We start from the raw sequence: 23976 nt of genomic DNA on the forward strand, positions 1-23976 counted from the left end.
AATGCCACGATCGTTTACGATTGAGCGTGAGAATTTGCCGGCCGTTGTGCAAGGCTGGCTTCGTGCCGCAGGGCTTGGTGAAGAGGAACTCGTTGAGTTGATCTTTACCGAGCAAGAAATTTTGCTCCGTCGCCCGATGAGCCCGCAGTTGCGCGATTGGGCAAAAGGTGTGAGTGATAAATACGACCAGGCGTTTCGCCAAATTACTGGCTTGTAATGATCCACTATCTGACCAAAGATGATCTGCTTGATCTGCATGCGTATGCCGTAGAACGCTACGGGGGTCTTCTGGGCATCAAGAGTCAGGATCGTCTCCAGACCGTATTGAGTGCGCCGCAACAAGAGATGTTCGGGGCTGAACTCTATCCTGATTTGTGTAGCAAAGCTGCCGTGCTTGTCTATATGCTGGTCAAGAGCCATCCCTTTGTGGGGGCAAATGATGCAACTGCATTGTTGGTTCTGTTGCGGTTTCTTGAGATCAATGGGGCCGCATTGCAGGCAGCGATCGGGGCGGCAGAACTGGCGTGGATCTTTCGGGCCTTGAATCACTCTGATCTTGATAAAGCGGGCCTCGAGCAGTGGCTGCGCGAAAGCGTCGTACAGCCTGAGGGGGCAGCATGACAAGGGTTTTGATCAATGGGATCGATAGTCACCTGGGGGCACAGGTGGCGCAGCGGCTCAGTGTCTTTCCTGAGGTGAGCATTATTGGGGTAGGACGCAAAACGCCGCCTGCCCCAGTTGGTCGCGCTGACTGGCTTCTTGCCCATTTGAGCGGTTTGCAGATGGTCGAATTGCTTCGCGCCGAGGCGGTTGATGTTGTTGTCCAGCTTGCCTTCGTTGAAAATGGGGCCAGTCGCGAAGAAGCTGTCCAACAGAATGTGCTCGGCTCGATGGAGTTGCTAGGGGCCTGTGCTAAAGCTGACGTGCAGCGCGTGGTGTTGCGTAGCCATACGGCCCTCTATGGGGCGAGTCCGCTGAATCCAACGTATATCACTGAACATCGCCCGCTTGCCAAAATCAATAGCCCGGGTTGGCTCCGCGATGTTTCGGAAGTGGAACACTTTAGCGCAGAGTTTGCCGCCCGCCATCCGCAATTGATGCTTGTGCCGGTGCGCTGTGCCCCACTGATTGGTGAGACCTCCCCCCTGGTTACGTATCTCCGGCAGCCTAACCCATCTATGCTCGCTGGATTCGACCCCTGTTTGCAGTTGCTACATCTGGAAGATGCCGCTGCTGGGTTCGCGCTGGCGGCGTTATCACATGCGCCGGGGCCCTTCAATCTCGCCTCGAGCGATACGATCTGTCTTTCGCAGGCGATCAAACTGGCCGGTGGAAGACCAAACATGGTTCTTGAGCCAGTAGTCGCATTGGCCCTCGCGATGGGGAACCGGGCGATCCTCGGTCGCTGGCCGTTTGAGTTGAGTTTCTTACGCCATAGCTGCATTGTTGATACCTGCCGTGCCCATGGTGACCTCGGGTGGAACCCAGAGCATAGCGCAGTCGATGCGTTGATGGCCTTGCAAGCTGATGAGCCTGATCTGGCACGCCGTGAACTGGCCGCCGAAGCCTTGCGTGCCTTTTTAGAGCGTCGGAGCGAAGGAGTGCATGATGAGTGATGACGTGCGTCAAAACCAGCGGCCTGAAGAGCAGCCTGGTGAGATCGAGGAGGAGATCTCGGTCATGAGTGCGCCCCCACCGCCTGCGCCTCGCAAGCCTGCAGCATCGGGCAAGCGGAATACGCCACCACCTAAACCGCCCGTACTTGCCGAAGAAGAAGAGGAGATCGTCGTGACGACCCCCCCTCCACCCGTGCAACGTGTGCGCACACCGACGCCTCCTCCCTTCTGGAGTGATCGGCAGAATGATCACGCGCCTGATGATGATGTGCCGATTAGTGGGGCGAGTGCCAGCAGTCTCTATGAGAACGAGCTTGAATTGCGCAATCTTGCCGAGCAGACCAATACCAATGTGGATGCAATGGGCAAACTCGCTGCAGGCACCCTCAAGTTGATTGCTGATAATATGCGCCAGATGACTGACCAGCAGATCGAGCGGGTCAACGAGATGCTGCGCGGTATTGATCTGAAGGATTATCTCGATCCGGCCTTCTGGGAGGGCATCGGGATGATTTTGCGGTATCAGGTTGATGAGCAGGTGGCCTTTATCAAACGACGGATGAGTGGTCAGTATGAGACTGATGCGTACGGCATGGATCGCGAAATCATCGATCTTGTCCGCCCGTCACTGATGTTTCTCTACCGTACCTGGTGGCGCGTCTCGGTCGAAGGGCTTGAGCATGTGCCCGCTGAGGGTCGAGCGCTACTGGTGGGCAACCATAGTGGTGTGTTGCCGTGGGATGGTGCGATGATTGCCACGGCGGTCGCCGAAGAGCATCCGGCCCAGAATCAGCGCATTGTGCGTAGTATGCATTTGCACTGGTTTAGCACCCTGCCGTTTGTGGCTCCCGCCCTCGCTGCGCTCGGTCAGGTGCCCGGTCTCCCCGAAAATGCGATCCGGTTGCTCGAACAGGATGAACTGGTCAGTGTCTTTCCCGAGGGCTTGAAGGGGGTAGGCAAGCTCTTCAAAGATCGGTACAAACTGGCGCGCTTTGGGCGCGGTGGCTTTGTCCAGGCGGCGATTCGTGCTCAGGCTCCGATTGTGCCTGTGGCGGTCGTCGGGGCCGAAGAGATCTACCCGATGTTTGCCAATGCCGAGAATCTCGCGAAATTGCTGGGGATGCCCTACTTCCCGTTGACGCCCTTCTTCCCGTGGCTCGGGCCGCTCGGCTTTATTCCTTTGCCAACTCGCTGGAGCATTACTTTCTGCGAGCCGCTACGCACCGATATGTATGACCCTGCGGAAGCTGATGATCCGCTGACCGTGCTTGGCCTCTCAGAGCTCGTGCGGACGACGATTCAAGAGACGATCGATCGTCGCCTCGAAGAACGATCCTCGATCTTTTGAGCCCTCGTTCTCCCAAAACATCCACCAAACGCACCCAAAAAATACCAGTTCATGCTGGTATTTTTTGGGTGCAAAACACGCCTTCAGACAGCGCCTCTTATACCATTTACCGTTGAAGAGGCCACATGGTCACCCTGAGTACCACGTGGCCCACGGGCCAGTGATGCCGTGAGCAACCAGGGTGTTGCACCGGCCCGCCCATGTCACCCCGAACCCTTCGACTGCGCGCAGGGTCCACTCCGTGAGGGGTCTTCCATGACGATCAGGGCAGATTCCTCACGGCGCCTGCGGCTTCGTGAGGAATGACCGCGGAGGCGTTGCGCTCCGACCATGAGGTTGTGTTGCTTGGACAAGGTTCGTAGGCACTTGACAGTTTGCGCCCTACGTAGTGGTAGTGCCGACTGTAGTCGGCTGAGGCCGACTACAGTCGGCACTACGTCTTAGGAGCGCAGTGAAGGGTCGCAGGCTTCTCAACGGCAGCGATGCTTCGCTGCGCTCAGCATGACAAAGCGGTACCTTCAAGCGTCATTGGTATCACTCGAGCAGAGCAATGCGCAACTGCGCCAGATCCTCCTCTTGCAAACCAAGCCCCTCACGGACATAGGCATCAAATGAGCCGTAGATGCGATCAATTGTCGCAAACGCTGTTTGTAAATAGGCGGCTTCAACCCCAAGAAGTTGCCGCACGAGGCTCGCGGCATGCTCGCCACGGGTCAAGCGAATCAACGCTAACTCACGCCGGCGTGCGCTGATGGTATACTCATTCGACCGCAAATAGTCGGCCAGAATCGTCTCGCCAGGGACACCGAGCAAGTGCAAGGTGAGGGCTGCCGCAAAACCCGTGCGGTCTTTGCCCGCAGTACAGTGAAAGAGCAACGGTGCGCCCTCAGTCGTCTGGACTGTCTGAATAAATTGGCGAAATGACGGTGTAAAGCAGGTAATAAACTGTTCGTTGGCTTCGCTGAGCAGCGCAGCGGGATCAATGCCATCAAGGTCTCCGCGCTCAAAACGTTCGCGGAGATCAGCCATCAGGCTGCTCGTCTCTTCGAGAATGGGAATTTCGACGACGTTGATGCCATGTTTGGCTGGCAAACGGTTGGGTTGCCGTACACGCTCGGCCTCGCTGCGCAGATCAATCAGGGTGACCAGGCCCAGTTGCTTCAGCACCTGCTGATCACGACGGCTCAGATGGTGCAGGTGATCGGAACGATAGAGCGACCCCCAGCGAACCCGCTGCCCGTCGTGGGTAGGATACCCACCCAGATCGCGCAAATTAGCGACACCGGCAAGCTTGATGCGTCGGTGAGCCTCGCGACGCTCAGGCGGCATGGCTGCCGGATGCGTAACTAGACGCTTCCTCCCCCGGTTGAACCTGTGCAGGAGCAGCCCCATAACCGCCAACCCCATGCTTAAAACAGTTGTAGAACGGAGCAATGTGTGCATGGTGATGTCCTGATTTGTTGTCTGATGTTGCTTCATTTTACCATTGTACCAGTTTACCGGTAGATAAGGCGCAGGGTAGCGTGGGTGCATGTTTGGTAGCGAAACCGCCAAACATGCATTCAATCTGTGGTATGATTGACACTGTTGTCACTATGATATCTATGCCAATGATGGTGCCTCAATGGAGTGGTTACACCTCGACCGCCATGCTGCCGAACCGATGTATCGGCAGATTGTGGCTCAGGTCAAAGCAGCGTGTGCGCGTGGTCAGTTACGGCCAGGTGATCGTTTGCCAACGATACGCGCCCTTGCCGAACACCTCGGGCTGCATCGCAATACGGTGCTGCTCGCCTATCAAGAACTGAGTAATCAGGGCGTGATTGAAAGCCGCCCTGGGCGCGGGGCCTCTATTGCTGAACCCGTACGCTCACCTGAGGCAGCCGTTCGCCTTCAGGCAACTGTTGAGACCCTGGTGCGCGATGGCTTGGCTGCGGGGATCAGCCTCGAGGCTCTGACCACGCTGGTACGCGAAGAGGGTGAGCGCTGGCGTCCTGCGTCGCTCCCCATGCGGCAAGCGGTGACAGGGAACGAGCGACAGGTACGCTTCGAGGGGAGCCACGACTTCTCGCTTGATCTGCTCGGGCGCGAGTTGCACAAACTCGATCCTGGTCTTGACCTGAAATGGCAGGCGGTGGGGAGCATGGCAGGACTGCGGGCACTCGTGAATGGTGAAGCAGATCTGGCGGGGATGCATCTGCTTGACCCCATCACGGGAACCTACAACCAAGCGGCGATCGCGGCGCTTGCACCTGCTGGCACCATTCAACTGATCACCCTGGCCGAACGCGAGCAGGGCTTGATTGTCCGCCATGGCAACCCCTTCGGACTACGCACTATCGCAGACCTGGCCCAACCAGGGCTGCGTTTTGTCGCACGCCAGCCAGGATCGGGGACGGCGGCACTCTATCACCACCTGCTCACCCAGGCTGGCCTCACACCTGGACAGCTTGAGCCTCCCGTTCGCACGGTGACAACCCACCTTGCGGCAGCCGCAGCGGTTGCCTCGCACCGTGCCGATGTCGCCCTGGGCCTGCATACTGCGGCAAAAGCTATGGATCTCGCTTTTATCCCCTTAACCATCGAACGTTATGACCTTGCTGTGCGCACGAGTGATATGGACACCCCGTGGTTTGCCTCATTGCTCGAAACGCTCGTAACACCTGCATTGCATTCTGCCATTCAGGCGCTGCCCGGATATGATGCGATGCATACGGCGTGGATGCCTCATATGCCATAGGTTGAGGGTTGGATCCCTCAACCTATGACGAGGGGCTACGCCCCAAACGTACCTGCTTTCGCTGGTGTGTTCGACTTTTGAAAGGAGTATGCGCTTGAGCAAAACCGGATCTCTTCTGGCTATCCTGATCATGCTGGTCGCATTGGTTGCTTGCGGTACGCCACCTCAGGTTCCCCATGCAGAACCTGCAGCGCCACAGGTGTTGCGTTTGGCGACGACAACCTCGACCGCCGACTCGGGTCTGCTTGAGGCGATCTTGCCCGATTTTGAAGAGCGCTTTAATGCACGCGTCGAAGTGATTGCGGTTGGCACAGGCCAGGCACTGGCGCTTGGGCAGAGTGGTGATGTTGATGTGGTGCTGGTGCATGCCCGTGCCCGTGAAGATGCTTTTGTGGCCGAGGGCTATGGCATCAATCGTCGCGATGTGATGTATAACGATTTTGTGGTCGTTGGCCCTGCGGCTGATCCCGCCGGGATTGCGGGTATCGCAACTGCGGCTGAGGCCTTCGCGATGATTGCCGAGACGGGATCAGTATTTGCCGCACGGGGCGATGACAGCGGTACTTCAACCGCTGAACTGGGGATCTGGCGATCAATCGGAATCACACCGACGGCTGAACTAAACTGGTATCGTTCACTCGGGCAGGGCATGGGTGAAACATTGATTACCGCAAACGAGCAAGAAGCTTATACGCTCACTGATCGCGGCACGTTTCTTGCGATGCGTGACAGTGTGCCCGACCTCACGATCCTGGTTGGTGGAGCGACGGTCGCCGAGAATCAGGATCCGCGTTTGCGCAATCCGTATGGCGTTATCCCTGTCAATCCAGAACGACACGAAGGCCTTCAGGCGGCCCTGGCTGAAGAGTTTGCGACCTGGCTCACCTCACCCGAAACGCAGGTGATGATTGGTGCGTATGGTACCGAGCGTTTTGGGCAACCGCTCTTTTATCCTGCAGCAACGCAATGAGTCTCTGAACGAGGTCTGGTTGCCCTCCTGAGCGTGCGAGCCAGAGGCCCGCACGTTCAGGAGGGCAACATCAGAAAAGATAGCATGAACTACTGGCAAGAAGCGATCAATCTGCTGGTTGGTGGCAACAGCGATGTCTGGGCGATCATCATCCTCTCTTTGCAAGTTTCGGGGGTGGCATTGCTGATCAGTGCGATCATTGGTGTCCCGCTTGGTTCTTTAATTGGTTTGCATACCTTCCCAGGGCGCCAACTGGTCATTGCCATAGTCTATACGGGGATGGGGTTCCCCCCAGTCGTGATCGGCTTAGCCGTCTTTCTTTTGCTTTCGCGTTCAGGCCCGCTCGGTTTTCTTGGTTGGCTTTTCACCCCGAGTGCAATGGTGCTTGCCCAGGTCATCCTCGCGCTCCCCCTGGTGATTGGCTTTACGATGTCGGCTGTGCTTGCGGTAGATCCGGCGCTACGCACACAGATCCGCGCCCTGGGGGCCAGTCCAACCCAGACGACGCTTGCTATGCTCTGGGAAGCGCGGGTAGGCGTGCTGGTAGCGCTGATCGCCGGTTTTGGTGGAATCATCTCGGAAGTAGGTGCGGTGATGCTGGTTGGGGGCAATATCCAGGGTTCAACGCGGGTGCTGACGACTGCGATTGTGCTCGAAACGCGCAAAGGCGCGTTTGATGTTGCGATCGCGCTTGCCCTGGTCTTGCTCGGCATTACGTTCGTGATCAACCTGGCGCTACTGCAACTCCAGGGTACATTGCTCAAAGCCAAGCAATGAACACCGAATCAATCTATCAACTTGAGGCCATCCAGCAACGCTACGGTGAACGACTGGTGCTCGATATCCCATCGTTGCAGATCGAACGAGGCGAGTTACTGGCGCTCGTGGGGCCATCGGGGGCGGGTAAAAGCACCTTGCTGCGCATCCTCAACTTCCTTGAGACGCCTACGCAGGGTCAACTCCGTTTTGCGGGCCACACGCTTGGCTCACGGGTGCCGCTTGAGTTGCAACGACGGGTCACAACCGTCTTTCAACGACCTGCGTTGCTTAGTGGCAGTGTCCTTGACAATGTTGCCTATGGGTTACGCTTGCGACGACATCCACAGGTGCGCGAACGTGCGCGTGAAGCCCTGGCAGCAGTGGGCCTGGGCCACCTGGCGCGCGCAGCAGCGCATACGCTTTCGGGGGGCGAAGCGCAACGGGTTGCCCTTGCACGGGCGCTCGTCATTACGCCAGACGTGTTGCTGCTTGATGAACCAACGGCCAACCTTGATCCAGCGAATGTTGCGGCGATCGAGCGCACGGTTGCCGAGGCACACCGCCGTGGCACGACGATCATGCTCGTCACGCACAACATCTTTCAGGCACGGCGCCTCGCCCAGCGTGTCGCCCTGATGCTCGACGGGCGCATCATCGAACTTGCCCCCACCGAAACCTTTTTTGAAACCCCACACGACCCCCGGACAACGGCCTTTATCAAAGGGGACATGCTGTATTAAGCGTATGCGGCCAGCAAAGCTGGCCGCATACGCTTACGGCCGGTAGGGGTCTGCGGCCTGCGGCTTGCTTCGCTGGCCGCAGGCCGCAGGCCGGTGGGGGCCTGCGGCTTGCTTCGCTGGCCGCACGCGTTTTAGGCCGGTGGGGGCCTGCAGCCTGCAAGCATCGTGCCTATGCAGGTGAAAACGTGCGGCCTGCAAGCATCGTGCCTATGCAGGTGAAAACGTGCGGCCTGCAAGCATCGTGCCTATGCAGGTGAAAACGTGCGGCCTGCAAGCATCGTGCCTATGCAGGTGAAAACGTGCGGCCTGCAAGCATCGTGCCTATGCAGGTGAAAACGTGCGGCCTGCAAGCATCGTGCCTATGCAGGTGAAAACGACCAGCGAAGCTGGTCGTTTTCACCTGCATAGGCACGGATTTCTCTACCCACCAAGTTGCGACATGCCACGCACGGTCGGCAGGACACCCTCGGGCAAACCGTGGCCCCAGGGTTTGATCTGTACGGCGTGGCGGACGATCTGTTCGATCTCGGTGACCGTCGCGCCATTGCGGATGGCCGAACGAAGATCAACCTCGTCGTCACGCAACAGGCAGAGGTGCAGCCGCCCATCAGCCGTGAGGCGCATCCGATTGCACGTTGCACAGAAGGGATCGGTGACGGCACTGATAAAGCCAAGTTTGCCGGGGGCACCGGGGATCCGATAACGCCGGGCTGGATCGGCCGGATCTTGACCATACGGGGTCAGCGCACCAAAATGAGCCTCGATGCGGGCAATCAATTCAGCCGTACTGATGACACCCTCTTCCGCAAGACCAGCCACGCCCGTCAGCGGCATCACCTCGATAAAACGGAACTCCCAGGGATGCCGGGTCGTCAGGGCCGCGAGTTGGACGACTTCATCGTCATTCATGCCCCGCACAATGACAGCATTGAGCTTGATTGGGTGGAGGCCAGCCTCATCAGCGGCCTGAATACCTGCCCAGACTTCATCCAGATTGCCACCGCGGGTCATCTGACGAAACTTGACGGGATCGAGGCTGTCAATGCTCACATTGACCCGGTCGAGGCCAGCTTCTTTGAGTGGCCCGGCGAGGCGACGGAGGCGCAGCGCATTCGTCGTCATCGCCACATGCTCAATGCCTGGCACTGCTTTCATCGCCGCGATCAGCTCGACGATATCCTGACGCAGCGTCGGTTCGCCACCGGTCAAGCGGAGCTTGCGGAAACCGGCTGCGGCAGCCGCCTGGATCACCAGCAACAACTCGTCGTTGGTCAGCAACTCGGGGCGCGGGGCAAACTGCATCCCAACGGCCGGCATGCAATAGACACAGCGCATATTGCAGCGATCAGTCAGGGAAACCCGCAGATAATCAATGCGCCGCCCAAAGCTATCACGGGCCGGCTCATCGGTCGCATAGGTCGGGATCTCCCGTGGCTCAAAAAAGGTCAACGGGATTGTTGCCTTGATGGGATCACGTTCCATGGCTGCATGACCTCATTGTCACTTGTATCCACCGGGTGCATTGCTCGCGTTTGTGGCGATGGTACGGTCACAAACGCGGGCAATGCACCACACATCCTCAGGCTGCGACAAATTTCAACACACTGATCCTGGCAGCGAGCTTGCGGGCAACATCGCGGAACCGATCGGCATAGGCATCATCGGCATCGCTGATCACCGCTGGCGCACCAGTATCACCACCAGCGCGCACAGCCATGCCCAGGGGGATCTGACCGAGCAACGGGACACCCAGTTGCTCAGAGAGACGCGCCGCGCCACCGCTCCCAAAGATATCATAGCGCGTCCCGGTATCAGGCGCCTGGAAATAGGCCATATTCTCGACAATGCCGAGCAACGGCACATTCACCTTTTTGAACATCTCCATCGCCTTGACGACATCAACCGTCGCAACGGCCTGCGGCGTCGTGACAATGAGGCTCCCGGTGAGGGGCAGGCTCTGGGCGAGGGTTAGCGCGATATCACCGGTACCGGGGGGCATATCAATAATCAAATAATCGAGCGGGGCCCACTCCACATTGTAGAGAAACTGCCGCAACAACTGGCTGACCATCGGCCCACGCCAGATCACCGGCTGGGTCTCATCAATCAGGAACCCGACCGAGATCAACTTGATGCCGTGGCCGGTGAGCGGGATCATCATTGCTTCGCCCTGCTCATTCTGGAAAGCCTCGGGCTGACCTTTGACACCCAGCATCAGGGGTAAACTCGGGCCGAAGACATCCGCATCGAGCAAACCAACCTGAGCACCCTCTTGCGCGAGGGCCACAGCCAGATTCACGGCAATGGTACTCTTGCCCACCCCACCTTTGCCAGCGGCGACTGCGATCACATTCGCCACGCCGGGAATAGGGGCCTGCTCGGGAATGCCTGCCGGACGACGGGTATTTGCCGTAAACTCGATCGTGACCTCTTCAACACCAGGAATGGTACGTACCGCAGCTTCGGCCTCGGCATGGATTTGATCTTTCAGCGGACAGGCCGGGGTCGTCAATTCAATGGTGAAATTGACGCTGCTACCATTGATGCGTACATCTTTGATCATACGCCGCGAGACAAGGTCACCACCAAGCTCGGGCTCTTGAACGGTACTCAACGCCGCTAGTACCTGTTGCTCGGTCAGCGGCGCACTTTGCTGTGAAAAAAGACCCATAATGGGAAACGCTCCACGTACGATTGCGAACTATCTCAAGGGGTTGGTTTCATTATACCAGATTGTGTGCTGAAGCTCTTTAGAGGAGGCTCTGGTAGACGGCGAGCGTTGCTTGGGCCGCTCGTTGCCAGGTGAACCGGGCGGCGTGCGGTGGTCCCCGCCGCGCCAAAGCGGTGCGTGCGGCTTCATCATGCCAGAGCGAGGCGATTGTGTCGGCCCAGGCCACCGGATCCTGTGGCGGGACACAGATCCCGGCCTTGCCGACAATTTCGGGCAGGCTGCTTGTGTCAGCCACGATCGTCGGTGCCCCACAGGCAAGTGCTTCGAGCACAGGCAGGCCAAAGCCTTCGTAGAGCGAGGGATTGAGGTAGAGGCGACAGGCATTGTAGAGCCAGATCAACTCGTCGTGCGCCACTTTGCCCGTAAACCAGACATGCTCAGCCAGGTGCAACTCGCGCACGAGGCGATAGATCGGCGCATCGAGCCAACCTGGTGCGCCGGCAGCAACGAGTTGGTAGGGGCCACCGGGATCGCGATCGAGCAGGAGGCGAAGCGCGTGGAGCAGTGTTTCCAGGTTCTTGCGTGGTTCGATCGTGCTCACAAAGAGCAGAAAGCTCGTTGCGGTCAGTTGACGCCCATTGATGGTGCGAGTGGCGTCAGGCCTCAGGCCAAGTGGTTGAAAGCTCGGATCGGCTGCTTCATAGATCACCGTGATCTGTTCGGCGGGCAGATCGAGCAGACTGACGATATCATTGCGTGTTGCTTCCGAGACCGTAATGACGCCATCGGCATCGTGGGCTGCAGCGCGGATCTGGGCATAGAAGCGGCGCGCATCAGCATCGAGAATGTCAGGATAATGCAGAAACGCCAGATCGTGGATCGTGATCACCGCCGGGCAGCGCCGCCTGCGAGGGGCAATGAAATCGGGACAATGCAAGAGTGACAGCCGGTGCGGCCAGAGCTCAAACGGAAGACTCAGTTGCTCGTAGCGATGATGGGGCGGCGTGATCATCGTAGCACGGCGGAGATTGGGGCCAACGGCGAGCGGCTCGCGTTGACGATAGTGCTGGAGCGCGACAAACTCAAGGTCGGGCGCGAGCGCCGCCATTGCGCCGAGTAACTGGCGGGTATACTGGGCAATGCCACCTTGACGATACGCATTGAGGCGTGCATCAACGCCGATCCGGGTCATAGTTCCACCTGAACTTCCAACCCATCATAGGCAAACGCCACCCCCTCGGGCAAGTCGAGGCTGGCAAGCGCGTGGTCAATGTTGTGGTTCATATGGACAAAGAACGCACGGCGCGGCTGCAGGGCGGCGACAACTTCGAGGGCCTGCGCAACCGAATAGTGCGTCGGATGGGGTTCGTAGCGTAACGCATTGAGCACCAGCACATCAAGATCCCGCAGCAGCGTCCAGGCTGTCGGCGACAGCGCACTTGCGTCGGTGATATAACCAAGCCGGCCCACCCGATACCCTGTGATCGTCCAGCTTCCGTGCAGCACATCAAAGGGTTGAATCGTCAGCGAGCCGACCGTAAATGGCTCCACGACTGGGCGCAGATCAAGACTCGGGCGCGTCGACCCGGCCGATGTGTCGGTAAACGCATAGGCAAAGCGCGCACGCACATCACCGAGCGTCTGGGGACTCCCATAGAGCGGGATGGCCCTCCCACTCCAGCAGAGGGGCCGGAGATCGTCGATGCCTGCGGTATGATCAAAGTGGGAATGGGTAATCAAGACCGCATCAAGCTGACAGAGATCTGCGATCAGGGCCTGTTCACGAAAATCGGGGCCCGCATCAATCAGAATAGTCTCGGTACCAGTGGAAAGCAAGGCTGCCGTGCGGAGACGCCGATTGCGCGGATCAGACGATGTACAGACGGCGCACTTGCACCCAATGACCGGCACCCCCATCGAGGTACCAGTCCCCAAAAAACGTAGCCACATATGGTGATCCTCAATGGCTGATAGACATGTGTACAGTATAGCATGCAGGCAGACCGAGGCGCATCATGCGGAATTTATACTATAATGAGACCCAACTGTTGCCAATGGGAGTGGTTATGCTGGTGGTGACGCTCTTTGGTACGCCGAGGCTTGTGCGCGATGGGCTTGCCGTTGAGTTACCTCGCCGCCGCGCCCGGGCACTCGTCTATTACCTGGCAGCCCAGACTGCGCCGGTGAGCCGTGAGCAGTTGCTGGGTCTCTTCTGGTCTGATCATGACCGTAGCGGGGCTCAGCAGTTGTTGCGTACCACGTTGCACGCGGTGCGGCGTGCGCTTGGCCCGGCCCTGGTGTCTGGTGATTACCAACTTGGCTTGGAGGCTGATGTTGATTATCGCACGTTGTTGGCGACGATCCAGAAGCCTAGTGCTGATGAGGCTGCCCTTGCCTGGGCCTTACGTGGCTATCGTGATGATCTGCTGGCCGATTTCAGTCTTGCCGATGCTGAGCCGTTCGAGGATTGGCTGGCCGCCGAGCGTGAACGAGCGCGGATGCTGGCAATTCGTGGCTTCACCCGCCTGGCACGACTCGCCGAAGGCCGCGAAGCCTATCAGGTGGCGCTTGATGCGCTACGTCAGGCCCTTGCTTTTGATCCGCTCCAGGAAGATTTGCAACGTGATGCGATGCGTCTCCACTATTATGCTGGCGATCGGGTCGGCGCGATCCGGCGCTACGAGCAGTTGCAGGATCTGCTTGATGCCGAGGTGGGGGTGCCGCCGATGCAGGCAACCCGTGAACTCTATGATGCGATTATTACCGATGCGCTTGTTCGGCTTCCTCCTGAACATGGTGCCGTCGAGTTGTCGCGGGCAGGCGCACCGTCCCTGGTCACGCGGGCGTCTGCACCGGCACCGCTCCAGTCACCGACGTTGCTTGCCTTGCCATTTATTGGGCGGCAGACAGAACTGGCGCTGATCGCCGAGGCGGTGACGCAAGGGCAGTTGGTCTTGATCGAGGGTGAACCGGGGCTTGGCAAGACGCGGCTGGCGACCGAGTTCCTGGGGCAACATGTTGCCGAGCATGGTCTGGTGCTTGTTGGTGCTGCGCGTGAACTCGAGCAGAGTCTGCCGTATCAACCGGTGATCGCCGCATTGCGCATGCTTGCAACTCACCCCAGGTGGCCTGCGCTCCGTGCTCAGCTTGATCTGGCTCCTGTCTGGCTGCGTGAAGTTGCGCGCCTGGTGCCCGAACTGGCAGAGTCGCTCCCTGGTCAGCCGATAGCGCTGGGCAATGCTGAAGAGGCCCGTCTGTGGGAGGGTGTTGCGCAACTGGTGATGGCGCTGGTTCGTCATGTTCCGGTCGGGCTGTTGTTTGACGACCTGCACTGGGCCGATGCCAGTACGCTCGGTCTGGTGGGCTATCTCCTTCGGCGTAGCCAGGACACCCAGGTTAGCGTGCTGGCGACGACGCGCCCAGTTCGCCCTCGTCATGCGCTGGCAACCCTGATGACTGGCCTGACGCGTGAGAACCATCTGAAGAGGCTGGCGCTGCAGCGCCTTCTCCCAACGGAAACGGTCTTCCTGGCCCAGCAACTCTGCCCCCATGATGCGGAAGTCACGGCAGCCTGGATTCAACAAACGACTGAAGGCAATCCGTATATTCTGGTTGAAGTGCTTAGCCACGCGCTCGCTACCGGGATGCTTGGCCCTGATGGGCATCTGCACCTCGATGGCGCAACGGCTCCAATCGTTCCCCCTACCGTCTATAGTTTGATTGAAGCGCGCCTCACGCGGCTTGCCGAAGGTGCTCGACGGGTGCTTGATGCGGCTGTGGTGGCCGGGCGCGAATTTGAGTTTGAAGTCGCCGCCCGCGCAGCCGCGCTCTCTGAGCAAGCGGCCCTTGATGCCCTCGACGAATTGCAAGCGGCTCGCTTGGTCGAGCCGCTTGATGAGGGACGGTACCGTTTTGACCATAGCCTGACCGTCGAAGTCGCAAGGCACGAGCTTGGGATTCCGCGTCAGCGCAGTCTTCATCGCCGGATCGCTGAGGCAATGGAGGCGCTGCATCGCAACGAACTCGATGCCGTGGCGGGGATGATCGCGTGGCATTTTGCTCAGGGTGGCGCGCCCGAACGCGCCGCCGAGTATGCCTTGCGCGCTGCACGCAGGGCCACTGCGGTTGCGGCATGGAGCGAGGCAACGGCTCTGTTTGAGCAAGCCCTGGCGGGGAGCCAGTCTGTTGAGCGTTTTGCCATTCTGCTTGACCTCGGCGAGGCGTTGGCGCAACAGGGTGAAGGTGCCCGCGCAGCCGAGCGTCTCCGTGAAGCGCTGGCTTTGGCCTCCAATGGGACGCAGGCCAACCATGCGCGCCTCAAGCTGGCCGGGGTACTTGTCGCACAGGCGCGTTATGCTGAGGTGATCGACCTGGTACGCGATCTGGCGACCCAAGGCGCTCCCGGCGAACGTGCGCAGGCGCTCTTCCGGTGGGGCACAGCGCTCTCGTTGGAAGGCGCCGATCTCGCTGAGGCTGCGCTGCGTCTCGGCGAAGCCGAGCGGCTCGTGATCGCGCAGGCCAGCCTCGACCAGATGGTGCTGGCTCAGGTACGCTTTGAGCTCGGCAGCGTGGCGGCGCAACAAGGCGACTTGGCGCAGGCCGTCGCCTATTACCACGAAGCAATGCGCGTCGCTGATGCGGTCTCAGATGCACCAGACAGATTGAATCAGGCCATGATGTGGCGCATTCTGGCCCGTAACAATCTTGCCTACCATTTGCACCTACTTGGTGAACTTGAAGCAGCGGAAGGCTATCTTGCCGAAGCACTCAAGCTCGCTGAAGCCGCCGGCTTCCTTGGTTTGCAACCCTATCTGCTCTCGACCCAGGGTGAACTTGCCCTGGCCCGAGGGGATCTAGAGGCTGCCGAGCAGGCCTTTAGCGCTGGCCTAGCGCTGGCCGAACGCCTTGATGTCCCCGAGCGCATCGCGGGCCTGGTTGCCAACCTCGGCCTGGTTGCGCTGCGACGGGGCGAAACGAGTCTCGCGATTCACCGGCTTTCGACGGCTCAGGCGCAAGCCGATGCGCTTGGCACCCATCATCTGGCCGCACAGATCCGCATCTGGCTCGCGCCGCTCTTGCCGCCCCATGAAGCGCGCACCCTTTTTGCCGAAGCCCGCGGGATTGCCGAAGCAGGGAAGCGCCAGCGTCTGCTCAGTGATCTGGCGCATATGGAAGCGTTGTTGCCGCGTTAGCAGCCCCATCCGCCCCGGAGGCGCCCCGTCACCCGTAGGGGGGAAGCACTCCTTTTGGGGGTGGGTTTTTTTATCCAAGCGCCGAGGGAGCGACATGACGTTCGTTTTTTTCGCACGAAGGTGGCGGTGTCGTTGGCCAAGGTTCGGGGCACAAGCGTCGCGGCATGGGGATGGGTTGCTGTTCAGTGCCCGCACCAAGGGGGGCCAACGCCATCCATGTCATTCCGAACGGAGTGAGGAATCTTCGCTGCGGCGCATGGAAGACCCCTCGCTGCGCTCGGGGTGACAGGGAGGATGCCTTGGATGGTCATGACCCGCACGTCATATGAAAAACCCACCCCCAAGAGGGGCACGGCTTGCCCGTGCCCGTCCGCAGGGGTAGGGGCACGGCTTGCCCGTGCCAGTCCGGGGTAGGGGCACGGCTTGCCCGTGCCCGTCCGGGGTGGCCCGTGCCCGTACGCAGGGGCACGCCGTGCCCGTCCGGGATGGCCCGTGCCCGTACGCAGGGGCACGCCGTGCCCCGACGGGATTACGGTGTCACTTCGGGGGCCACGGGTTGCGGGGCTGGCTGTGGCACAACAGCGGCGCTACCCGAGCCGGCCATCTGATTGAGCAAAAGAGTTAGGTCGGTATTGGGATCAATGAACCACATGTTGCCATTCTTCATCATCTCGACCATCAACTCACGCTGGCGCAGTTCAAACAGTTCGGGATTTTCGCGCCAGTAGCGCCCTTGAATGGCGCGAACCTGCGACTCACGGCTCGCGGCTTCCAAGGCCGCTGCTGTCTGACCGCGCTCGCGGGTCAAGGCTACCGTTGCCTCTTGTTCAGCCTGAAAGAGATTATTGGATTGCTGGGCCTGGATCTGCTCGCGACGCTTCTGCTCGGTCTCGATCTGGACTTCGAGATTAGCTTTTTCAGCGAGCAACTGCGCATATTGCTCACCAACCTGAATATCAAGCACCTTGACTGCTTCGAGCCTTACATAGAGTTGCTCAACAGGTGAGCGTTGTCCTTCAGCTTTGCTGGTAAGGAACTGGCGAATGCGATCGGCAAAGCCACCCCGATCCGAGAGGGCCTGGTCGAGGGTAAACTGCGTTGAGGCACTCTTGAGCGCGTCGTTAATGAAGCCATCAAGGAACGCATTCAGTTGACTATCGTCCACCCCGATCTCACCATAACTGGACTGAAGTGCCTCGGGACTAGCGATACGGCTATAGTCAACTTGAATGTCAATATCATAGAGTTGCTTATCGCTACTCGCGACATTCTGCTCGATCGTGCGGGTTTGGCGGCGGATATTGACGACCTCAATATTGGTAAAGGGTGCAAAGGGCCGAAAGAAAATGCCCGGTTCTTGCACGCCCTCAACACGGCCCTGGGTAACAATAAGGCCTCGTTCACCCTCGTTGATCTGGGCAAATTTCATTGTCGAGAGCCCGATGCCCACGATGACCACAATCAGCAAGATGACCCCGAGCACGCTCAAACGTGCTCCACCACCCGACTTGGATTTACCTGAAGGCGAATTACCCTGTGACATTGGTATGCTCCTTCTCCTCAAAGCCTAAGGCTTCAGCAACGATATAAAGGGGCCTGCCCTTTACCTCGTCGTAGATGCGTCCGACATACTCCCCAATAATGCCTAGCGAGATAAGCTGAACAGCGCCAATGAACAGCACGATAGAAAGGGTTGAGGCCTGCCCGTAGAAGGCGGCATCTTCGGCGGTGGGGTTGCCGAGGCGCAGGGCAAAGACGATGAGAATAAAGATGAAGCTCAAGGCGGCAACGATGAAGCCCATATAGGTTGCCAGTTGCAAGGGTAGGTACGAAAAACTGGTAATGCCGTCGAGCGCGAATTTGAGCATTTTGCGCAGAGGGTACTTGGTTGTCCCGGCTTTGCGGGCGTGGCGCTGATAGGTGACACCAGTGCTTTTGAAGCCGACCCAGACCGAGAGCCCGCGCATAAAACGGTGGTGCTCGCGGATCTGCCCGAGGGCATTCACGACTTTGCGATCCATCAGGCGGAAATCGCCCGCATCGCTCGGAATATTGACGCTAGTAATGCGATCAATCAGGCGATAAAAGAGCGCTGCCGTCGTGGTTTTGAACCATGTCTCGCCCTGTCGTTCTTCGCGAACGGCATAGACAACCTGGTAGCCCTCGCGCCATTTCGCGATCAGCTCAGGAATGACTTCCGGCGGATCCTGGAGATCTGAGTCGATCACGACCACTGCGTCGCCACCTGCATGGTCGGCGCCGGCCGTAATGGCGAGCTGGTGGCCGAAGTTGCGTGAAAAATTGACCACTTTGATGCGTGGATCGTTGAGGTGGAGCGCATACATCAATTCGAGCGAACGATCACGACTTCCGTCATTGACCAAGACGATCTCGAAGGGTTCACCGAGTGGTTCAAGCGTGGCTACCGTGCGGTGACAGAACTCCTCGATCAGCTTTTCTTCGTTATAGACCGGAGCGACCACGGAAAAGACCGGACGGGTGACCTGTTGTTGGTTGTTCATCTCAGGTTCAGCAGCAACCATGGTACTCATCTGTTTCATGCGCACGTTTCTCACTTGAACGGTAGATTTTTATGCATGGACAAGCAGTTTGTCCAAACCGGGCCATTTACGTGAGGGCATCCCAGTTTGGCCCGATCTCCACATCCACCCCAAGGGGGATCTGGTAGGTAACCCCATTCATGGTAGCGGTCAGGCGATATGCGCCTTCCATAATGTCGCGCACAAGTTGGGCCGTAAGGTCAACCTCGTGCTCAGGTGCTTCGAGGATGAGCTCGTCGTGAACTTGTAATAGCAGCCGGGTCTGCAACTGGTGTTCACCGAGAGCCTGGTGGAGTTGTACCATTGCGATCTTCATAATATCAGCAGCGGTACCCTGAATAGGGGCATTGATCGCCTCGCGCATGGCCGCCTGCGCCCGTGGCCCACGGTCGTTGCCGCGTAGTTCCGGAAACAGCCGCCGTCGGCCAAAGAGCGTCGAGACATACCCGTTGGTGCGGGCCTGATGCAGCGTCGTATCAATGTAGGCTTTGATCCCCGGAAATTGCGCAAAGAGCCCATCAATAAGGGCTTGGGCCTCGCCGCGTTCCAGGCCCAGCCGCTGGGCAAGCCCAAAGGCGCTGATGCCATAGATAACGCCAAAGACAACCGTTTTTGCGATCCGGCGCTGGTTTTTATCGACCTCGTTCTGTTCAATGCCAAAGAGCCGGGCGGCGGTTGCGGCGTGAATGTCGCGTCCTTCAACAAAGGTGGCGACAAGATCAGGATCCTGGGTGTACCCGGCGAGCACCCGTAACTCGATCTGTGAATAGTCGGCAGCCACAAACTGATGGCCCGGCATGGCGACAAAACCCCGTCGGATGGCACGGCCCTCTTCGGTGCGAACGGGGATATTTTGCAGGTTGGGATCGTTGGACGAAAGCCGGCCCGTTGCGGCACCCACCTGGTTATACGATGTGTGAATGCGTTGCGTCCTGGGATTGATCATTGTCGGCAGCGCGTCAACATACGTACTCTTGAGCTTGCTCAACTGGCGGTAGCGCAAGATCAGTTCGGCAATCGGATGGGCAGCACTCATCTGCTCTAGTCCCTCGGCGGTGAGCGAATAGCCACCACTTTTTAGCTTGCTCAAACCATATACTTTCGGATCAATGGCCGGTTTGCCACTGAAGAGGATGCGGTTGAGTTGCTGGCCTGAATTGATATTGAACTGTTCGCCTGCCTCGTGATAGATTGCCGCTTCGAGTTCGCCAATACGACGTTGCAATTGCTCGTCAAGTTGCGTGACATAGGTGCGATTCAGGGTAATGCCGGCCTCTTCCATGGCGACGAGCACGCGGATGAGGGGCATTTCGAGACGGGTAAAGAGAGCTTGCAGTTCCGTTTCGTCGGCGAGTTGCTTTGCCAGATGGTGTTGAAGGCGCAGCGTCAGATCGGCATCAGCAGCGGCATAGGGGGTTGCCTGATCGATGGGCACCTCAGCAAAACTGATCTGCTTGGTGCCCTTGCCGATCAGATCCTGGATTGGCATGGGCGGCTCGGCCAGTTTTAGTTCGTAGAAGGCGAGATCCTTCAAGCCGAGACGCTGTTTGCCGAGCAGGGCTGCGGCAAGCATGGTATCAAAGCGTAAGCCTTCGACATGCAGATCGACACTCAATAATAATTCAAGATCGAATTTAGCATTATGAGCATATTTGGCCTTGTTTGGGTCAGCGAAGAGCGGGCGCAAAGCGGTCACCACCTGGTCAAGCGGCAACTGCTCACCCTGATGATGCCCGACAGGCAGATAAAACCCAGCGCCAGGGGTATGGGCGAGGGAAATCCCGACGAGGTCACTCTCAAAAGGACGGAGGCCACTGCTCTCGACATCAAAAGCAAAACCCGGGGCGGCCTGCAACTCGGCGATCAAAGCTTCGAGTTGCGCCGTCTGGGTGATGCACTGATACGTACCGAGGTTTGGGTTTGTTGGTCGAGGCGGGCCAGAAGGTACCGTTGGTGTTGCAAAGAACGACAGCTGCAGCGTATCACTCGATGGCGCGGGGCTTGCAGGTAAACTGGTCGGGAGATCGGCGAAGAGCGGTTGTTGGATTGGGCCGGTGGCCGAAGGTGAGGAAACTGGTGCGCCTGTGGCTTCATTAGGAAGTGGAGGGAGCTTACGAATAAGATTGGAAGTGGCCCCGATCTCCAGCGTTTGAAAGAGCTCGATCACCGCAGCGCGGTCATAGCTTCCGAGCGCACATGCAGCGAGATCGAGGTGGGTTACGGGCACATCACGGACGATCGTGGCGAGGTGCTTGCTAAAGAGGGCGGCCTCACGTTGCCCTTCGAGGGGTTTCTGATAGCGTTTGGGCACCTCAGCAAAGCGCTCATAGATCGCTTCGATCGAACCAAACTGCTTGAGCAGCGCAATGGCACCCTTCTCACCGATGCCGCGGACACCGGGAATATTATCGCTGGCATCGCCCTTGAGCCCGCGCAAATCAGCGAGTTGATCTGGCCCCAGGCCATCATACCGCTCGCGCACGGTCGCCTCTTCATAGAGCGTCGTATTCTTATTGCCTTTGGCATAGGGATTCGCGAGCAGCACCTGCACATAGTCATCAACGAGCTGAAGACTATCGGTATCACCGGTCAGGATCAGCGTCGCGACATCAGCCTCGGTCGCCTGACGGGCGAGCGTCCCGATCACATCATCGGCCTCGAAGCCATCGGCGGTATAGATGGGGATCGCCAGGTGGGTAATCAACTCCTTGATGCGTTCAAGCTGAGGATGGAACTCTTCGGGGGTTTCGGCGCGACCGGCTTTATACTCGGCATAGAGATCATCGCGGAAGGTACGTCCAACATCAAAGGCAACGGCAACGTGCGAAGGTTGCTGATCCTGGATCATACTCAACAGGATCTGCGCAAAGCCAAAAATTGCATAGGTTGGCTCGCCCTGAGAAGAGCGCAAACCGGCCTCACGCAGGGCGTGAAAGGCACGAAACGCGAGCGCGTGACCATCAATCAAAGCGAGGCGTCTGGAAGCCCCCATAAGCATCCCCTATAGAACAGACATCCCAGGGGACATTATACCATTCACGGCCTGCGCAGGAGGTAGGTTGTGGCTAGCATCATAGCACCGATGGTGGCGGCAATGATGAGCATGCCCTCGACGGTTGCCATGCCAGCGCTGGTACGCGCTGCGAGCTCGATGCCAAGGGCGAGAAAGATCCCATTGACCCAGAGGATCAGTTTTTCACGAAGGGTTGTACGCATAAAAATGTAAATTTAGTTAAAGAGTAGAAGCTGCACAGCTTGCAGCGAATTTCTTTTTTAGCTACCACTAAAATACACCTTTGGCAGGTCGTTGTCAAGGTGCTTGCCCTCGTGGAGTACAATGATCAGAGAGATTGCCTGCTAGCTGTGCGAAGGGTGGTATGTTTCAACAGTTACTCACGACGGTCGGCCATGAGGTGTCGGGTGAGGCGGCACGGGCGCTGGTGGCCCGGATTAGTCAGTGGCATCGGATTCAGGCTAGCCCGATGTACCGCGAGGCGGCCCATTGGGTGCATGCGACGTTGCAGAGCTATGGTCTCGATGCAACGCTTGAGTCGTTTCCGGTGGGCGAAGGCCGCCAGGTCTGGGGTGAACCGTTGTTTGATGAGTGGCAGTGTCACGAGGGTTGGCTCGATCTGTTGCTGCCCGATGGTTCGACGCAACGCCTCGCCGATTACCGGGCAGTGCCGTTGTCGCTCTTGCCGCGTAGTGTGAGTACGGATGGTGAGTTTGAATTGGTGGTGGTGGAGCGTGGCGATCGGGTTGAGGATTATGCTGATCTGGAGGTTGCTGGCAAGCTGATTTTGACGCGCAGTATGCCGATGAGTGTGTATCGTGTGGCGATCGAGAAGCTCGGGGCCGCCGGGGTGATCTGCGACGGGATGCGCTCGTTGCCCGAGATTTGTCCACCTGGTGATCTGCCCGATGCGATCCAGTATGCGTCGTGGTGGTGGTGGGGCGGCGAGCGGCGGGCCTTTGGGTTTGCGTTGAGTCCACGCGTGGGTGCGGCGTTGCGTCGTCGCGCAGCCCGTGCGGCCGATGAGGGGCGTGTGGTTCGTTTGCGGGCGCGAGTGCGCAGTAGTTTTACCGATGGGGCGATCGAGGCCGTCAGTGCGTTCATTCCCGGCCAGAGCAATGAGGAAATCCTGCTTGTGGCGCACCTCTGCCATCCTGCCCCGTGTGCTAATGATAATGCCACTGGTGCGGCGGCAGCGATGGAAGTCGCACGTGCCTTGCATACGCTGATCGAGAGTGGTCGTCTGCCCCGCCCGCAACGTGCGCTCCGTTTTCTCTGGATGCCCGAGATGACCGGTACCTACCTTTACCTTGCTCGTCACGAGGGGCGGATCGAGCGCACGGTTGCCGCGCTTAACCTTGATATGGTGGGGGCCGATCAGGCGCGCTGCGGCAGTGTCAATACAATTATTCATACCCCCGATGCGCTGCCGAGTTTTGTTGGCGACCTGCTCGAAGCGATCCGCACGGGGATGCACGGCGTCAGCGATACGCTCTATGGGCGCACCGAGCCGCCGTTGCTGCGCATGGCGAGTGCGCCTTTTTCGAATGGCAGCGATCACTATATTCTCGCCGACCCGACGGTTGGCATTCCGACGCCATTGATCATCGAGTGGCCTGATCGGTTTTACCATACGACCGCCGATACGCTTGATCAGGTTTCGGCTACAACGCTTCAGCGCAATATGACGCTCGCCGGTACGTACCTAGCGTTTCTGGCGAACGCGGGTAGCCGTGAGGCTACCTGGCTTGCCAGTGAGTTGAAGGCCCGTTTTGTCACACGGATGGCGCAGGTGCTCCAGATGGCGACGACGGCTGCCCTATCTGGTGAGCCGCCGCGGGGGGCTTCCTGGGATCTGCGCCTAGCCTATCGGTTTGAGCGGCACGCAGCGGCGCTTGCTGATCTGCGGCGCATTGATCCAGCTTTTGACCCGCTTCCTGCGCAGCAATACGCTGCCTTGCAGATGAGGTTGCTCTGGGAAGGGTATGCTGATGTGCTTGAACCCTGGCAACTCACTGAGGTGCGGCAGTTGCCCGCCGATCAGTCCCAGCTGGTGCCCCGGCGGCTCTATCGGGGTCCAGTGAGCCTGCGCCCTCATTTGCGGCGCCTTGATCCGCTCGAGCGCGAGACGGCCCAGGCCGCGATTCGGGCGGCCAGCGATTTTGATAGCCTCGTCGCCGATCTGGCGCTCTTCTGGGTTGATGGGCAGCGTACCCTGGGTGAGATCCTCAATCTCATCGAACTGGAGACCGAGGTACGTGAGCCTGAGGCGCTGTTTGCCTATTTTGATCTGCTCGTGCGTTTAGACTTGCTCGCCTGGTAGGTCTTGGTGGGCTCAAAAAAAGCCAGCGTCGCTGGCTTTTTTT

19 protein-coding genes are annotated in these 23976 nt (G+C 58.8%); 10 read left to right on the forward strand and 9 right to left on the reverse strand.

Annotated elements, in window-relative coordinates; translation table 11 throughout:
- Position 1: 1 nt before the first annotated feature.
- The 4 genes from A9Q02_RS20545 to A9Q02_RS20560 are packed head-to-tail and all read left to right on the forward strand — an operon-like array spanning position 2 to position 2964.
- Positions 2-217, forward strand: coding sequence for a hypothetical protein (locus tag A9Q02_RS20545; protein WP_097654941.1), 216 nt, complete (start codon positions 2-4; stop codon positions 215-217).
- Positions 217-621: a type II toxin-antitoxin system death-on-curing family toxin gene (locus A9Q02_RS20550; RefSeq protein ID WP_097654942.1), complete on the forward strand. Its 405-nt coding sequence runs from the start codon at positions 217-219 to the stop codon at positions 619-621. Before A9Q02_RS20545 ends, A9Q02_RS20550 begins: the two co-directional genes overlap by 1 nt.
- Positions 618-1616: an NAD-dependent epimerase/dehydratase family protein gene (locus A9Q02_RS20555; protein ID WP_097654943.1), complete on the forward strand. Its 999-nt coding sequence runs from the start codon at positions 618-620 to the stop codon at positions 1614-1616. Before A9Q02_RS20550 ends, A9Q02_RS20555 begins: the two co-directional genes overlap by 4 nt.
- A complete protein-coding gene (locus A9Q02_RS20560) occupies positions 1606-2964 on the forward strand; it encodes a lysophospholipid acyltransferase family protein (RefSeq protein ID WP_245860790.1) in 1359 nt (452 codons plus the stop codon). Before A9Q02_RS20555 ends, A9Q02_RS20560 begins: the two co-directional genes overlap by 11 nt.
- Positions 2965-3498: 534 nt before the next feature.
- Here A9Q02_RS20560 and A9Q02_RS20565 read toward each other — a convergent pair.
- The gene (locus A9Q02_RS20565; protein ID WP_172451222.1) at positions 3499-4293 is read right to left on the reverse strand and encodes a tyrosine-protein phosphatase; all 795 of its coding nucleotides are present in this window, start codon (positions 4291-4293) and stop codon (positions 3499-3501) included.
- Positions 4294-4588: 295 nt separating this feature from the next.
- On the opposite strand from A9Q02_RS20565, the gene A9Q02_RS20570 reads away from it, so the two are divergent.
- The 4 genes from A9Q02_RS20570 to A9Q02_RS20585 all read left to right on the forward strand — a co-directional run bounded on the left by A9Q02_RS20570 (position 4589) and on the right by A9Q02_RS20585 (position 8173).
- Positions 4589-5704: a substrate-binding domain-containing protein gene (locus tag A9Q02_RS20570; protein ID WP_097654945.1), complete on the forward strand. Its 1116-nt coding sequence runs from the start codon at positions 4589-4591 to the stop codon at positions 5702-5704.
- Positions 5705-5798: 94 nt separating this feature from the next.
- Positions 5799-6674: an ABC transporter substrate-binding protein gene (locus tag A9Q02_RS20575; RefSeq protein ID WP_216361571.1), complete on the forward strand. Its 876-nt coding sequence runs from the start codon at positions 5799-5801 to the stop codon at positions 6672-6674.
- An 84-nt stretch (positions 6675-6758) separates the two neighbouring features.
- On the forward strand, positions 6759-7451 hold the full coding sequence (locus A9Q02_RS20580) for an ABC transporter permease (protein ID WP_097654947.1): 693 nt from the start codon (positions 6759-6761) through the stop codon (positions 7449-7451).
- Entirely contained in the window at positions 7448-8173 is a 726-nt protein-coding gene (locus tag A9Q02_RS20585; protein WP_097654948.1) for an ABC transporter ATP-binding protein, read from the forward strand. Before A9Q02_RS20580 ends, A9Q02_RS20585 begins: the two co-directional genes overlap by 4 nt.
- A 420-nt stretch (positions 8174-8593) precedes the next feature.
- Here the strand turns inward: A9Q02_RS20585 and moaA are convergent, their stop codons facing one another.
- The 4 genes from moaA to A9Q02_RS20605 form a co-directional block, all read right to left on the reverse strand.
- Positions 8594-9655 (reverse strand): GTP 3',8-cyclase MoaA, encoded by a 1062-nt coding sequence (gene moaA / locus A9Q02_RS20590; RefSeq protein ID WP_097654949.1) that lies wholly within the window; start codon positions 9653-9655, stop codon positions 8594-8596.
- A gap of 97 nt (positions 9656-9752) precedes the next feature.
- Positions 9753-10844 carry an Mrp/NBP35 family ATP-binding protein gene (locus A9Q02_RS20595; RefSeq protein ID WP_097654950.1) on the reverse strand — a complete coding sequence of 364 codons (1092 nt, stop codon included), beginning with the start codon at positions 10842-10844 and terminating at the stop codon, positions 9753-9755.
- Positions 10845-10923: 79 nt separating this feature from the next.
- Entirely contained in the window at positions 10924-12036 is a 1113-nt protein-coding gene (locus A9Q02_RS20600; protein WP_097654951.1) for a glycosyltransferase family 4 protein, read from the reverse strand.
- On the reverse strand, positions 12033-12794 hold the full coding sequence (locus A9Q02_RS20605) for an MBL fold metallo-hydrolase (RefSeq protein WP_097654952.1): 762 nt from the start codon (positions 12792-12794) through the stop codon (positions 12033-12035). The genes A9Q02_RS20600 and A9Q02_RS20605 overlap by 4 nt, the downstream gene beginning before the upstream one ends.
- 65 nt (positions 12795-12859) lie before the next feature.
- Between A9Q02_RS20605 and A9Q02_RS20610 the strand changes: the two genes are divergently transcribed.
- The gene (locus A9Q02_RS20610) at positions 12860-16036 is read left to right on the forward strand and encodes an ATP-binding protein (RefSeq protein ID WP_245860791.1); all 3177 of its coding nucleotides are present in this window, start codon (positions 12860-12862) and stop codon (positions 16034-16036) included.
- 529 nt (positions 16037-16565) lie between these two features.
- Here the strand turns inward: A9Q02_RS20610 and A9Q02_RS20615 are convergent.
- The 4 genes from A9Q02_RS20615 to A9Q02_RS20630 form a co-directional block, all read right to left on the reverse strand.
- Entirely contained in the window at positions 16566-17579 is a 1014-nt protein-coding gene (locus A9Q02_RS20615; RefSeq protein WP_097654953.1) for an SPFH domain-containing protein, read from the reverse strand.
- On the reverse strand, positions 17566-18597 hold the full coding sequence (locus A9Q02_RS20620) for a glycosyltransferase family 2 protein (RefSeq protein ID WP_281256938.1): 1032 nt from the start codon (positions 18595-18597) through the stop codon (positions 17566-17568). Before A9Q02_RS20620 ends, A9Q02_RS20615 begins: the two co-directional genes overlap by 14 nt.
- Before the next feature lie 67 nt (positions 18598-18664).
- The gene (gene polA, locus A9Q02_RS20625; protein ID WP_097654966.1) at positions 18665-21589 is read right to left on the reverse strand and encodes a DNA polymerase I; all 2925 of its coding nucleotides are present in this window, start codon (positions 21587-21589) and stop codon (positions 18665-18667) included.
- A gap of 44 nt (positions 21590-21633) precedes the next feature.
- Positions 21634-21813: a hypothetical protein gene (locus tag A9Q02_RS20630; RefSeq protein WP_097654954.1), complete on the reverse strand. Its 180-nt coding sequence runs from the start codon at positions 21811-21813 to the stop codon at positions 21634-21636.
- A 161-nt stretch (positions 21814-21974) separates the two neighbouring features.
- Here A9Q02_RS20630 and A9Q02_RS20635 point away from each other — a divergent pair, with 161 nt between their 5' ends.
- Entirely contained in the window at positions 21975-23933 is a 1959-nt protein-coding gene (locus tag A9Q02_RS20635; RefSeq protein WP_097654955.1) for a DUF4910 domain-containing protein, read from the forward strand.
- Positions 23934-23976 lie beyond the last annotated feature (43 nt).

The organism is Candidatus Chloroploca asiatica (genome assembly GCF_002532075.1).
GTDB lineage: Bacteria > Chloroflexota > Chloroflexia > Chloroflexales > Chloroflexaceae > Chloroploca > Chloroploca asiatica.